The sequence below is a fragment of the Fictibacillus sp. NPDC058756 genome, assembly GCF_042746035.1.
Lineage (GTDB): Bacteria > Bacillota > Bacilli > Bacillales > Fictibacillaceae > Fictibacillus.
This window is the reverse complement of the sequence record NZ_JBHYPU010000001.1, coordinates 2,078,476-2,091,867: the sequence shown is the minus strand read 5'-3', so window position 1 is coordinate 2,091,867 and position 13,392 is coordinate 2,078,476. Positions and strand designations below refer to the sequence as shown.

Genomic DNA, 13,392 nt, shown 5'->3' with positions numbered 1-13,392 from the left:
CTTTGCGCCATTAGGAGTCTCCACCTGAACGCTCGTCCCGTAGGAGTCGGCAACCTTGCGCTCCAATCAACTTGCAAATGATGAGAATTGAAAAAGCCAAAAGCAGCAATTCTTTATAAAAGAGCCAAAAATTAAAAGTATTCTCTCTTAAACTTAAAGTGTGATAAAGTTAAGAGGGAATACTTATTTTAATGGGAAAAAACGCAATCGAGGAGATCGTCATGAAATATAAAAGTGTTTTTGATATTATCGGTCCCATCATGATTGGACCATCAAGTTCACATACAGCCGGTGCTGCAAGAATTGGAAGAGTAGCAAGAAATTTATTTGGCAGAAAGCCGGAGTTTGCAAAAATTTCTTTTTACGGATCATTTGCTAAAACGTATCGCGGTCATGGAACTGATGTTGCTATAGTCGGTGGAATATTAGACTATGACACATTTGATACCCGGATTGTGGATGCGCTTACAATAGCTAAGCATGAAGGTATTGAAGTATCGATGACTGAGGAAGATGCAGTCACTGACCATCCTAATACAGCACGAGTAATTATTGGTGATGAGAATGGGCAGATTGAAGTTGTAGGAATTTCAATTGGCGGCGGAAAGATCGAAATTACAGAATTGAACGGCTTCAGTCTGAGGCTTTCGGGCAACCATCCGGCACTTCTTATCGTCCATAATGACAAGTACGGAGCTATTGCGGGTGTTGCGAACATTTTAGCGAAGCATGAGATTAACATTGGACATATGGAAGTTTCGCGCAAGGAAAAAGGTAAAGAAGCATTAATGGTGATTGAAATCGATCAGAATGCGGATGAAGTGATCATCAATGAATTGAATTCTCTTCCTATCGTCCAGCAAGTCGTAAAGATACATGATTAAGAGGTGAGGAACGAATGTTTCGTAATGTAGCTGAATTAATAGAATTAGCTGAATCAAAGAAATGTAAAATTGCAGATATTATGATTGAACAAGAGATGGAAGTAACAGGCCGTTCAAGAGAAGAAGTTACTTCGTTCATGGACCGGAATTTAACCGTTATGGAAGAAGCAGTATTACGTGGGATTACAGAAGACGTTAAATCTCATTCCGGGCTAACTGGTGGAGATGGAAAGCTTTTGCAAGAATACATTAAGTCCGGCAAATCCCTTTCAGGAGATCTGATGCTTGATGCTGTCAGTAAAGCTATGGCAACTAATGAAGTAAATGCTGCAATGGGAACAATCTGTGCGACACCAACTGCTGGGTCTGCAGGAGTTGTCCCCGGAACTTTATTTGCATTAAAAGGAAAGCTTAATCCTACAAGGGAACAGATGATTGAATATTTGTTTACAGCAGGAGCATTCGGGTTTGTTGTAGCTAACAATGCCTCTATTTCAGGAGCTGCTGGTGGCTGTCAAGCAGAGGTTGGATCCGCTACAGGTATGGCGGCGGCAGCGATTGTAGAATTAGCTGGAGGAACACCTTCACAGGCAGCGGAGGCAATGGCTATCGCTTTAAAGAATATGCTTGGTTTAGTTTGTGATCCTGTAGCAGGTCTCGTAGAGGTTCCGTGTGTAAAAAGAAACGCAATGGGAGCAAGCAATGCAATTGTTGCAGCAGACATGGCTTTAGCTGGTATCGTAAGCAGAATTCCTTGTGATGAAGTAATAGATGCTATGTATAAGATCGGTCAGTCAATGCCTTCTGCACTACGTGAAACCGCTCAAGGCGGTCTTGCTGCTACTCCAACTGGAAGAGAGCTTGAGGCAAAAATATTCGGCATTCCGCTAAATGAGAAGTAATTATGATTACGAAATCAATAACTGCCGTTCAAGGAATCGGTGACAAAAAAGCAGAAGAATTAGCAAGCATGGGTATTTTTAATGTCCAGGACTTAATTGAGTATTTGCCTTATCGATACGAAGATTATCAGAAAAAAGATTTATCAGAGATCGCACATGACGAAAAAGCAACCATTGAAGGGAAGGTTCATTCTGAGCCTTCTTTGCGTTATTTTCCGAAGAAAAAATCAAGACTTTCATTTCGTATGCTGATCGGCAAGTATTTAATTACTGCTGTAATCTTTAATCGTCCATTTTTAAAAAGTCAAATAACCCTAGGGCAATCCTTAACTATTACAGGTAAATGGGACCGTAATAAAATGACATTAACAGTGAGTGATGTTCATTTTGGAACATTTTCCGATGACAGAAAAATTGAACCTGTATACTCTGTTAAAGGTACATTGCATGGAAAAACGATGCGAAAATTCATTTACCAAGCGTTCAAACAATTTTCCGGCCAGATTCCAGACCCATTGCCAGAAAAACTGCGTGAAGCCTATCGTTTGCCTGAAAAAGAAACGGCATTAAAAATGATGCATTTTCCTGAGAGTTTCCAAGTGTTAAAGGCTGGGAGAAGAAGACTCGCTTACGAGGAGCTTTTATTTTTTCAGTTTAAGATGCAGATTTTTAGAAAGTGGAACAGGCAGCAATCTGAAGGTGCTTCTCTTTTATACGACAGGTCTAAAGTTGATCTGTTTATTCAGTCGCTCCCTTTTCAGCTTACAGAAGCTCAGCAGCGGGTGGTAGAAGAGATTTTAAAGGATCTTTCTGATACAAGCAGAATGAACAGGCTTCTGCAAGGTGACGTCGGCTCCGGAAAAACCGTAGTTGCTGCGATTGCCCTATATGCTGCTGTCACAGCAAACAGACAGGGAGCACTGATGGTCCCTACTGAAATACTTGCTGAACAGCATTTTCAATCTTTAAAAGAGCTTTTTAAGCCATTTGGTATAACCGTCGCTTTGTTAACAAGTTCAGTTAAAGGGAAACTTCGAAAAGAAACACTTAGCTTGCTAAGCGAGGGTGAAATTCAGATCATGGTAGGGACGCATGCCTTGATTCAAGAAGAAGTGGATTTTAAAAATCTTGGATTAGTCATAACAGATGAGCAGCATAGATTTGGTGTAAATCAGCGCAGAGTTCTCAGGGAAAAAGGAGAAAAGCCGGATGTCCTTTTTATGACGGCTACTCCTATACCTCGTACACTTGCCATTTCTGCGTTCGGCGATATGGATGTTTCTACAATTGATGTTATGCCAGCAGGAAGAAAAACTATCATTACGCATTGGGCAAAGCATGGAATGTTAGAACGTGTTCTTGATTTCATCAGAAAAGAGATTGTTAATGGCAGACAAGCATACGTTATTTGTCCTCTTATAGAAGAATCAGAAAAAGTGGATGTCCAAAACGCGATAGATGTACATGCACAATTAAGCCAATACTTTCATGAATACGAAGTTGGGTTAATGCATGGCAGACTTCATTCCTCGGAGAAAGATGAAGTGATGCGGCAGTTCGCTGCAAACCAATGCCAGATCCTAGTTTCAACAACAGTCGTTGAAGTTGGTGTGAATGTACCTAATGCTACCATCATGGTCATTTATGATGCTGAAAGGTTTGGATTATCTCAGCTGCACCAGTTGCGGGGAAGGGTAGGCCGCGGCAGTGAACAATCGTATTGTGTGCTTATTGCTGATCCAAAAACTGATGAAGGCCAAGAACGCATGAGAATCATGACTGAGACAACTAACGGTTTTGAGCTTTCAGAAAAAGACTTAGAGCTTCGCGGGCCTGGTGACTTCTTTGGCAATAAACAAAGCGGTCTGCCAGCATTTAAAGTTGCTGATCTCGTGCATGATTATCGCATTTTAGAGACAGCAAGAAATGATGCTGCTACACTTGTAAATTCAGATGAATTTTGGACTGACGATACGTACGCATTAATTAGAGAGATACTCACCAATGAAGGTGTACTGGATAAGGAAAGGCTCGATTAATTCTTGAAAGATGTATACTGATACTATATACTACTATTAGTACCAGCTCTTAATAGCAGAAAGAACATATAGCAGGTACGCCATTACAAACGGCGCCTGCTTTTCTAACGCCCTTCATTTGCAGAGAGAATATCTTTCTCATAAATGGGACCTTTTTAACGGAAGAAGGAAAGTATTTATGAAAAAAACAAAACGGGAGCGGCAAGAGCTGCTAAAGGAAACGATAAAACAAACACCTTTTATTACTGATGAGGAACTTGCAGAGAAATTCAGTGTAAGTGTGCAGACAATACGTCTTGACCGGCTGGAACTTTCAATACCAGAGCTTCGGGAAAGGATTAAGTCAGTAGCCGAAACGAAGCTGGACGATGTTAAAGCATTGCCTATAGAGGAAGTAATCGGTGAAATCATTGATCTTCAGTTAGATGAGTCAGCTATCTCGATTCTAGATATAAAAGAAGAACATGTATTTTCACGCAACAAGATAGCGAGAGGACATCATGTATTTGCTCAGGCGAACTCCCTTGCAGTTGCTATCATTAATGATGAACTCGCTTTAACTGCCAGGGCCAGCATTCGTTTTTCCAGACCTGTAAGAGTTGGCGAAAGAATTGTGGCAAAAGCGAAAGTTACAGAAAAAGGCTTAGAACGGACAACTGTTGAAGTTAATAGCTATGTAGAAAAAGAGCTTGTTTTTAACGGTGAGTTTACGATGTTCAGATCAAAACAAGATTCAAAGGAAGGAAGTTAAATCAGCATGATTATCGCAATAGATGCAATGGGCGGTGACAATGCCCCGAAGGAAATCGTAAAAGGCGCATTGCTGGCTGTTGAACAATATCCTGAACTAAAGATTACCTTGGTTGGTGACCAAGATAAAATCAATGAACATTTACCAAGCGATCATTCATTTAAAATTATCCATACAAATGAAGTAATTGAAACAGCTGAGGAACCTGTTCGCGCTGTACGCCGAAAAAAAAATGCTTCGATGGTATTGGCGGCAAATGAAGTGAAGACAGGAAGTGCAGATGCTTATATTTCTGCAGGTAATACGGGAGCACTGATGGCGAGCGGTCTCTTTTACGTTGGCAGAATTAAAGGGATCGAACGGCCAGCGTTGGCACCTACACTCCCTACACTCGATGGAAAAGGATTTTTATTTCTAGACGTTGGCGCGAACATGGATGCAAAACCAGAGCATCTATTACAATATGCGCTGATGGGATCAGTCTATTGCCAAGAAGTCAGAGGGATCGAAAATCCTCGTGTAGGACTTCTTAACGTTGGTACAGAAAGTGAAAAAGGCAATGCTTTAACAAAAGCAGCTTTTCCTTTGCTGCAGGACGCAAACATTAATTTTGTGGGCAACGTTGAATCCAGAGATCTTTTAATGGGCGTAGCAGACGTTGTGGTATGTGACGGTTTTGCGGGCAATCTTGTATTAAAGTCTATTGAAGGTACTGCAATGAGCATGTTTTCAATGATAAAAGAAACGCTCACATCAAGCTTTACGAGCAAAATTGCAGCAGGTGTATTAAAACCGAAGCTTAAAGGAATTAAAGATAAACTTGACTATACAGAATATGGCGGTGCAGGATTGTTCGGATTAGCTGCACCTGTTATTAAAGCGCACGGTTCATCCAATGCAAATGCAGTCTTAAACGCAATCAGACAAACTAAAGATATGGTAGACAAAAATGTTGTGAATACTATTTTGAGCCATATACAGCCTGACAGCCAAAAGGAGGAATAATTTATGGGTAAAATCGCCTTTCTTTTTCCTGGACAAGGTTCTCAATTCGCGGGAATGGGAAAACAATTAGCAGATCAAGAAACACTTGCAAAAGATATTTTTGATAAAGCAGACGAAGTTTTGAAATTCGATCTTTCAAAGATCATTTTTGAAGGTCCTGAAGACCTGCTCAAGAAAACAGAGAATACTCAGCCAGCATTGCTGACTGTATCATCTGCTGTACTTGAAGTTTTTAAAAAGCATGGCATCTCTGCTGATTACACTGCAGGTCATAGTCTTGGGGAATATTCAGCACTTGTTGCAGCTGGAAGTATTTCGTTTGAAGATGCGGTTTACGCTGTTAGACACCGCGGGCTCCTAATGGAAGAAGCTGTTCCTGCTGGTGTAGGAACAATGGCTGCGGTTATCGGATTCAATCAAGAACGCCTTGAGGCAATTACTGCTGAAGTTTCAGAGTCCGGAGACAGTGTACAAGTGGCTAATTTGAACTGTCCGGGTCAAATTGTTATTTCTGGGACGGTAAAAGGTGTTGAAGAAGCGGGCAGCAAAGCAAAAGAAGAAGGTGCAAAAGTAATTCCTTTACAGGTAAGCGGTCCTTTTCATTCTGCTTTAATGAAACCAGCTGCAGAAAAATTTGCAGAAGTTTTAACAAATATTACAATACATGATGCGAAAACGCCTGTAATTGCAAACGTTACGGCGAAACCTGTTACATCGAAAGAAGAAATTAAGTCCAAGCTGATTGAACAGCTGTATTCTCCTGTACGCTGGGAGGAAACGATTAGAGAATTAATGGATTCGGGTGTTGATACATTCATTGAGATCGGACCAGGTAAAGTTTTATGCGGTCTTGTGAAAAAGGTAAATCGACGAGCTAACGTGTTTGCGGTGGGAGATATGGATTCAATGATGCAAGCTTTGGAAAAACTGAAAGGGGAATCTGTTGATGCTTAATAATAAATCTGTGTTAGTAACAGGTGCTTCACGAGGTATTGGACGTGCAATTGCCCTTTATTTTGCAAAAAATGGAGCGAAAGTAGCGGTCAACTATTCTGGAAGCGAAGCAAAAGCAAATGAGGTAGTTGAAGAAATTAAAGCAAACGGAGGTACAGCCTTCTCAATTAAGGCTGATATTTCAAGTTCAGAAGACGTAACGAACATGGTTAAGTCTGTCATAGATGAATTTGGAAGCCTTGATGTTCTTGTAAACAACGCGGGAATCACGAGAGATAACCTTTTAATGCGAATGAAGGAAGAAGACTGGGACGCAGTCATAAACACTAACTTAAAAGGTGTATTCTTAACAACAAAAGCTGTTACAAGACAGATGATGAAACAAAGAAATGGCCGTATTATAAATATTGCTTCGATCGTCGGTGTTTCAGGAAACGCAGGCCAAGCAAACTATGTAGCCGCAAAAGCGGGAGTAATCGGACTTACAAAAACGACTGCGAAGGAGCTCTCTTCAAGAGGAATTACGGTTAACGCAATTGCTCCTGGTTTCATTGAAACAGATATGACAGGCAAGCTCGAAGAAGGTATTAAAGAAGATATGCTAAGAAACATTCCACTTGCTCGCTTCGGTCAGCCTGATGATATCGCAGCCGCTGCAGCGTTTCTAGCAAGTGATTCTAGCTCGTATATTACAGGCCAGACACTTCACGTTGACGGCGGAATGGTGATGTAATCCTGCTGGTTAGCTGATATTAAAATAGGTTTTTACAAAAGGTTAGTTTCTAAATGATTGTTGCTTATGGGAGTTTTTTTGTATTTGTCTCCATTGTCAGTTGATTGGAGTGTAAGGTGCGAGACTCCAGCGGGATCAGTGTGACAGGTGAGACTCCTAAGGACGCAAAGCGTTGAGGAGGCTCACCGCACGCCCCGCGGAAAGCGAGCATCCTGAAACGGAGATCAACTACTTTCAAGAACAGCAATGATTAACAAAAAAAGTCTTTAGAAAGTAAGTAGTACTAAATTTTAAAATGCTTCTTCGAAAAGTTGATTGGAGTGCAAGGTGCGTGCCTACTACCTGAGAAGCTTCTCGTTAGGCATGCGACGAGGAAGCTCACATCGGTAGTATGTACTTGTAGACGCAGGAGCAAGGATACTTCCATGAAGCGGGACAGGTGAGACTCCTAAGGGCAAAAAGCGTCGAGGAGGCTCACCGCACGCCCCCCGGAAAGCGAGCACCTGGAACGGAAATCAACCACTTCCAAGAACAGCAAAGGCTACCCAAAACAGCCTAATTATTAGAACGTAAAATCTCTAGTTTTTTTAGAGGAAAAAGCATATACTATTGAAAGGAGGTGACACACAAAATGGCAGACGTTTTAGAAAGAGTTTCAAAGATTGTTGTTGACCGTCTAGGTGTTGACGCGTCTGAGGTTAAGCCTGAAGCTTCCTTTAAAGAGGATCTAGGTGCAGACTCTCTTGATGTAGTGGAACTAGTTATGGAACTTGAGGATGAGTTCGAATTAGAAATTTCTGATGAAGATGCTGAGAAAATTGCAACTGTTGGTGACGTTGTAGATTACATAAACAGCAAACAATAAGGTTTTACGGATAAAGTCCCGTGTATAAATGCGGGGCTTTCTTCCCTTTTTGGGGAGGAAACATCAAATAGCCCTTTTACGAGATTTTTGGAGGAAGTTTATGAAAGGTTCAAAACATCAATCAACTCAAAAGAAAACAGTTAAAAACCGGTTTAAATCGGCTTCCAAAAAGGGCATGGATGACAAAGTGCGCATTCAGAAAGTAGCCCCTCTTCAGGAACGTTTAAACATTCAATTTGAAAATGTAAAACTATTAGCACAAGCTTTTACGCATTCATCATATGTGAATGAGCATCGAGGAAGAACATTCGAGGATAATGAAAGACTGGAATTTCTGGGAGATGCTGTTCTGGAACTGACAATTTCTCAATACTTGTACAGCAAGTTTACAAACATGAGTGAAGGTGAACTCACAAAACTTAGAGCGGCTATCGTTTGTGAACCATCTTTGGTGTTGTTTGCTAACGACCTGCATTTTGGTGACTTTGTTCTATTGGGAAAAGGAGAAGAAAACACTGGTGGGCGATCACGGCCTGCTCTTCTAGCGGATGTTTTCGAGGCATTTATAGGAGCGCTGTATCTTGATCAGGGACTCGATAAGGTAAAAGAGTTTTTAAATCAGTACGTTGTACCACGGATAAACGAAGGTGCTTTTTCTCATGTGATGGATTTTAAGAGCCAGCTGCAAGAGTATGTTCAGCGTGAAGGATTAGGTCATATTGATTACAAGATCGTACAGGAAAAAGGACCTGCACATAACAGGGAATTTGTTTCTGAGGTTAGGCTAAATGATGCTGCTTTTGGCATCGGATATGGAAGGTCCAAAAAAGAAGCAGAACAGCACGCTGCACAAGAAGCGATTGAAAAGGTTGCAAAAAAAGCGAACCAATAATTAAAACCCCCTTAAAACTTGGCGGATGCCATGCAAGGGGGTTTCTGTTATTTCTTTTTAAGGGATGCAAGTTCTTCGACGATTCCTTCCATATCTCTGATGCTGAATGAAGGCATTTTCATTACCATGTCATATAGTTCTTTAATATCATCGTAATTGTTCAGCTCGTAATCTTCAGGCTGGATCAGTCCGCTGTTAACCAGCTGCAGTTTCTTTTTTAAGCTTTCAATCATAAAAGCTAGATTCTCATGATTTTCATTTGTTAAGTCCATTGTGAAGCTCCTTTAGCATTTAATAAGTGAAACCTAATATCTGTCTGTATGAGGGCCGTTCAATTTACTTTCTCTATTTTAGCATACTGTAATCTTTGTGACTATGAGAGAGTAAATCTATGATAAAATAAAACAGTTAAAGGATTTTTTTTTACATAATCTAAGGCTATTTTCTAATATATTGTTGTTTTTGAAGTCTCTTCGCAGACAAGTTGATTGGAGCAGAAGGTGCGTGCCTACCACCTGAAAAGCTTCTCGTTAGGCATGCGACGAGGAAGCTCACATCGGAAGCATTACTCGTAGACGCAGGAGCAAGGATACTTCCATGAAGCGGGACAGGTAAGACTCCGCAAGCGAAAAGCGATGAGGAGGCTCACCGCACGCCCCACGGAAAGCGAGTATCTTGGAGCGGAAATCAACCCTTTCAAATAGCAGCAAAGTTTACGCAAACAGCCTAATCTAAAAATACTGAAATAACCGTTTGAACACGAACGCTTATATAAAGCAGGAAAAAAGGGGGATTTAAAGATGTTCCTCAAACGAATTGATGTAGCAGGATTTAAATCATTTGCAGAGCGGATACAAGTAGAATTTGTTCAGGGAGTAACTGCTGTAGTTGGGCCGAACGGAAGCGGAAAAAGCAATATATCAGATGCTGTAAGATGGGTGCTCGGCGAACAGTCTGCCAAGTCGCTTCGCGGCTCAAAGATGGAGGATATCATTTTTGCCGGCAGCGAAAATCGCAAACCGTTGAATGTCGCTGAAGTAACTCTCACTTTAGATAACGAAGACCAGCATCTTCCGCTTGATTATAATGAGATTTCAATTACAAGAAGAGTTTATCGCTCAGGAGATAGTGAATACTTAATCAATAAGCAGCAATGCCGCTTAAAAGACATTGTTGAATTATTCATGGACTCTGGACTTGGAAGAGAAGCTTTTTCTATTATTGGACAAGGCCGGGTAGAAGAAATCTTAAGCAGTAAATCTGAAGAGAGAAGAAAGATTTTTGAAGAAGCCGCAGGAGTTTTAAAATATAAAACAAGAAAACAAAAGGCTGAACAAAAACTATTTGAAACTCAGGAAAACTTAAACAGGGTTGAAGACATCCTTCATGAACTTGAAGGGCAGGTTGAACCTCTAAAAATACAAGCATCTATCGCGAAAGATTATCTTGAGAAGAAGCAGGAATTAGAAATCGTTGAGACTGCTGTTCTAGTTCAGGAGATAGAAGACCTTCACGAACGCTGGGAAAAACAAAAAACATGGGTAGCAGAATTACAGAAACAAGAATCTGAACTTTCCGTAAAAGTTAAGCAGGGTGAATCTGCGATTGAAAGAGCGAGACTTGATATGCAGGCGATGGATGAATCTATTGATGAACTTCAGGGAGCTCTCCTCTCAGCAAGTGAAACGCTGGAAAAACTTGAAGGAAAAAAAGAAGTTTTAAAAGAGAGAAAGAAGAACTATGATCAGAATAAAACTTCACTTTTAGATCAGATTCAACAACTGAAAGTAAAAAAAGAACAATTAGAAACACAATTGCTCTCAGAGAAAAGTATTTTAGCAGATAAAGAAAAGCAATTGAAAACTGTTCGAAAACAAGTTGCTGAGGAAGAAAGCCGTCTGACTGTCCTTGAAATGGATGTGGAAGCAGAGCTTGAAAAACTAAAAAGTGATTATTTTGAACGCCTAAATGAACAAACGACTATCAAAAATGAAATGCGTTATATTGATGATCAGTCTAAACAGCAAAACTTCAAAAGCAGCAGGCTGGATGAAGAAAACAATAGATATCTTCAGCAAAGGGAAGAATTAAAGAACAGAAAAGAACAGGCGGAAAAGAGCTATAAAGAAGCTGAAACTCAACTGAAGAAGAAACAGGAAGAGTACCAGTACTTAAAATCCGCTGTTTCTTTAGAAGAACAAGAAAGCCGTTCAAGTCAGGAGAAATTGTATCAGGCTTATCAGTATATCCAGCAATTCAAATCAAAGAAAGAAATGCTAGAATCGATGCAGGATGAATATGCCGGGTTTATGCAAGGAGTAAAAGAAGTCTTAAAGGCGAAAGAGACGAGGTTATCTGGAATTGAAGGTGCCGTAGCCGAACTTCTTTCTGTTCCGCCTGAGGTTGAAACTGCTATTGAGACAGCATTAGGGGCTTCTATGCAGCATGTTGTTGTCGATCACGAACAGGACGCAATGAAAGCCATCCAATTCTTAAAACAAACAAGAGCTGGCAGAGCAACATTCTTACCGTTAAACGTAATTAAAAGCCGCAATGTTTCAAGTGCGGATGTTCATAATGCACGCACAGTTGATTCTTTTGTTGGAGTCGCAGCTGACCTCGTGCAATTTGATCAAAAGTATAAGAACATAGTTGGAAACTTATTGGGCAACATTATAATTTCGAAGGACCTAGCTGGAGCAAATGCGATTGCAAAGCAAGTGAACTATCGCTATCGAATAGTTACTCTTGAAGGGGATGTTGTCAGCCCAGGCGGTTCAATGTCTGGGGGAAGCCTAAAACAGAAGAGTTCATCTCTTTTAAGCAGACAAAGAGAAGTTGAAGTACTGACTGAAAAATTAGCTGCAATGGAGGAACAAACTCTTAGCTTAGAAGAAAAAGTTACTAATCTAAAAGCAAAAGTTGCAAAAAACAAAGAAGTATTAGACAGTCTTCAAACTGAAGGTGAGCAACTGCGAGAACTTGAACAAGAACTCAAAAGTAATCTGCGTGAGATTGAGATTCAAGAAAAGAGTTTAAACGACAGGCTGCAATTGTATGATCGTGAAAAACATACGTTTGAGTCTGAGCGATCGGCTGCTGACACGAGATTAACGAATCTTAAGAAGAGGCTTGAGAAAGCAGTGAAATCAGGAAATGAACTGGAGAAAACAATCGCAGACTTAACAGAAAAGAAGAAAATGCATCAGTCTTCTAAAGAAGAACTTAGAGAAACTTTGACACAATTAAAAATTAAAGCTGCCGAACTTGAGCAGCAAGTGGCAAATCAAAAAGAAAAAAGTCTGCGTATTGAAGAAGAGTTTGCAGGTGTTCGTGCAAAAAGCAAGGAAACTGAGGAAGATTACTGGCTTCTTGAAGAAGAAATGAATTCAAGCTCGTCTGGAGAGGATTCACTCGATGAACAGATTAAGCAAAAGAGACATGAAAAAAATACTGCATTAAAACTGATAGCAGAACGCAGACAAGAAAGAACAGAGTCATTCCGCTCTATCGAAGAAATGGAAGTTGAGCTTAAGGAAGCGAAGCGCCAATACAAACAATTGAGTGATGGATTAAGATCGGAAGAAGTGAGCATAAACAGACTTGATGTGGAACTTGAAACCCGATTGACCCATCTCCGGGAAGAATATGAACTGTCATATGAAGGTGCTAAACAAAAACATAAACTTGAGATGCCGTTAGAAGATGCTAAACGAAAAGTAAAGCTGATCAAAATGGCGATTGAAGAGCTTGGTGTTGTAAACATCGGTGCCATTGAGGAATATGACAGAGTCAGTCAGCGTTTTAATTTCCTTACAGAACAACGGGATGACCTGATGGAAGCTAAAAATACACTGTATGGCGTAATTTCTGAGATGGATGAAGAAATGAAGAATCGTTTTGAAGAAACCTTTACATCCATCCGATCGCATTTTGGAGTCATCTTCAAAGAGTTATTCGGCGGCGGCCGCGCAGACCTTGTGCTGACTCAGCCAGACGACATGCTTGCAACAGGTGTTGATATAATGGCGCAGCCTCCTGGTAAAAAGCTTCAGCAATTAGGGTTGTTATCTGGAGGAGAGCGTGCTTTAACTGCAATAGCGCTTTTGTTTGCCATCCTTAAAGTGCGTCCTGTTCCGTTTTGTATTTTGGATGAAGTAGAAGCCGCATTGGATGATGCAAACGTTAACCGTTTTGCAAAGTACTTGCGGGCATTTAGCAAAGAAACACAGTTTATCGTTGTAACCCATCGAAAGGGTACAATGGAGGAAGCCGATGTGTTGTATGGTGTGACCATGCAGGAATCTGGAGTTTCCAAACTTGTCTCAGTACGCTTAGAAGAAACTAAAGAACTGGTAACATCGTAG

The 13,392-nt window shown here is 40.6% G+C and carries 11 protein-coding genes; 10 read left to right on the top strand and 1 reads right to left on the bottom strand.

The annotated features are described in order from the left end of the window. Positions 1–221: 221 nt before the first annotated feature. The 9 genes from sdaAB (at position 222) to rnc (ending at position 9,025) form a co-directional block, all read left to right on the top strand. Positions 222–884 (top strand): L-serine ammonia-lyase, iron-sulfur-dependent subunit beta, encoded by a 663-nt coding sequence (gene sdaAB, locus ACFW35_RS10485; RefSeq protein WP_379845577.1) that lies wholly within the window; start codon positions 222–224, stop codon positions 882–884. A gap of 14 nt (positions 885–898) precedes the next feature. Beyond that, on the top strand, positions 899–1,786 hold the full coding sequence (gene sdaAA / locus ACFW35_RS10480) for an L-serine ammonia-lyase, iron-sulfur-dependent, subunit alpha (RefSeq protein ID WP_379845575.1): 888 nt from the start codon (positions 899–901) through the stop codon (positions 1,784–1,786). A gap of 2 nt (positions 1,787–1,788) precedes the next feature. After that, positions 1,789–3,825 carry an ATP-dependent DNA helicase RecG gene (gene recG, locus ACFW35_RS10475; protein ID WP_379845573.1) on the top strand — a complete coding sequence of 679 codons (2,037 nt, stop codon included), beginning with the start codon at positions 1,789–1,791 and terminating at the stop codon, positions 3,823–3,825. Between the two features lie 178 nt (positions 3,826–4,003). Continuing rightward, entirely contained in the window at positions 4,004–4,576 is a 573-nt protein-coding gene (fapR, locus tag ACFW35_RS10470) for a transcription factor FapR (protein WP_379845572.1), read from the top strand. A gap of 6 nt (positions 4,577–4,582) precedes the next feature. After that, positions 4,583–5,581 (top strand): phosphate acyltransferase PlsX, encoded by a 999-nt coding sequence (gene plsX, locus ACFW35_RS10465; RefSeq protein WP_379845570.1) that lies wholly within the window; start codon positions 4,583–4,585, stop codon positions 5,579–5,581. Positions 5,582–5,584: 3 nt separating this feature from the next. Then, the gene (gene fabD / locus ACFW35_RS10460) at positions 5,585–6,535 is read left to right on the top strand and encodes an ACP S-malonyltransferase (RefSeq protein ID WP_379845568.1); all 951 of its coding nucleotides are present in this window, start codon (positions 5,585–5,587) and stop codon (positions 6,533–6,535) included. Beyond that, positions 6,528–7,268, top strand: a complete 741-nt coding sequence (gene fabG, locus ACFW35_RS10455; protein ID WP_379845567.1) for a 3-oxoacyl-[acyl-carrier-protein] reductase — start codon at positions 6,528–6,530, stop codon at positions 7,266–7,268. The genes fabD and fabG overlap by 8 nt, the downstream gene beginning before the upstream one ends. A 631-nt stretch (positions 7,269–7,899) precedes the next feature. Next, positions 7,900–8,133 (top strand): acyl carrier protein, encoded by a 234-nt coding sequence (acpP, locus tag ACFW35_RS10450; RefSeq protein ID WP_066289334.1) that lies wholly within the window; start codon positions 7,900–7,902, stop codon positions 8,131–8,133. A 175-nt stretch (positions 8,134–8,308) separates the two neighbouring features. Then, positions 8,309–9,025, top strand: coding sequence for a ribonuclease III (gene rnc / locus ACFW35_RS10445; RefSeq protein ID WP_379837064.1), 717 nt, complete (start codon positions 8,309–8,311; stop codon positions 9,023–9,025). 47 nt (positions 9,026–9,072) lie between these two features. On the opposite strand, the gene ACFW35_RS10440 is transcribed toward rnc, so the two are convergent. Beyond that, on the bottom strand, positions 9,073–9,297 hold the full coding sequence (locus ACFW35_RS10440) for a DUF1128 domain-containing protein (RefSeq protein ID WP_379845565.1): 225 nt from the start codon (positions 9,295–9,297) through the stop codon (positions 9,073–9,075). Between the two features lie 528 nt (positions 9,298–9,825). On the opposite strand from ACFW35_RS10440, the gene smc reads away from it, so the two are divergent. Then, positions 9,826–13,392: a chromosome segregation protein SMC gene (gene smc / locus ACFW35_RS10435; protein WP_379845564.1), complete on the top strand. Its 3,567-nt coding sequence runs from the start codon at positions 9,826–9,828 to the stop codon at positions 13,390–13,392.

Bases quoted from the DNA above. Each gene is read 5' to 3' on its own strand.
- sdaAB (WP_379845577.1), top strand. From the start codon at position 222: ATGAAATATAAAAGTGTTTTTGATATTATCGGTCCCATCATGATTGGA.
- sdaAA (WP_379845575.1), top strand. From the start codon at position 899: ATGTTTCGTAATGTAGCTGAATTAATAGAATTAGCTGAATCAAAGAAA.
- recG (WP_379845573.1), top strand. From the start codon at position 1,789: ATGATTACGAAATCAATAACTGCCGTTCAAGGAATCGGTGACAAAAAA.
- fapR (WP_379845572.1), top strand. From the start codon at position 4,004: ATGAAAAAAACAAAACGGGAGCGGCAAGAGCTGCTAAAGGAAACGATA.
- plsX (WP_379845570.1), top strand. From the start codon at position 4,583: ATGATTATCGCAATAGATGCAATGGGCGGTGACAATGCCCCGAAGGAA.
- fabD (WP_379845568.1), top strand. From the start codon at position 5,585: ATGGGTAAAATCGCCTTTCTTTTTCCTGGACAAGGTTCTCAATTCGCG.
- fabG (WP_379845567.1), top strand. From the start codon at position 6,528: ATGCTTAATAATAAATCTGTGTTAGTAACAGGTGCTTCACGAGGTATT.
- acpP (WP_066289334.1), top strand. From the start codon at position 7,900: ATGGCAGACGTTTTAGAAAGAGTTTCAAAGATTGTTGTTGACCGTCTA.
- rnc (WP_379837064.1), top strand. From the start codon at position 8,309: ATGGATGACAAAGTGCGCATTCAGAAAGTAGCCCCTCTTCAGGAACGT.
- ACFW35_RS10440 (WP_379845565.1), bottom strand. From the start codon at position 9,297: ATGGACTTAACAAATGAAAATCATGAGAATCTAGCTTTTATGATTGAA.
- smc (WP_379845564.1), top strand. From the start codon at position 9,826: ATGTTCCTCAAACGAATTGATGTAGCAGGATTTAAATCATTTGCAGAG.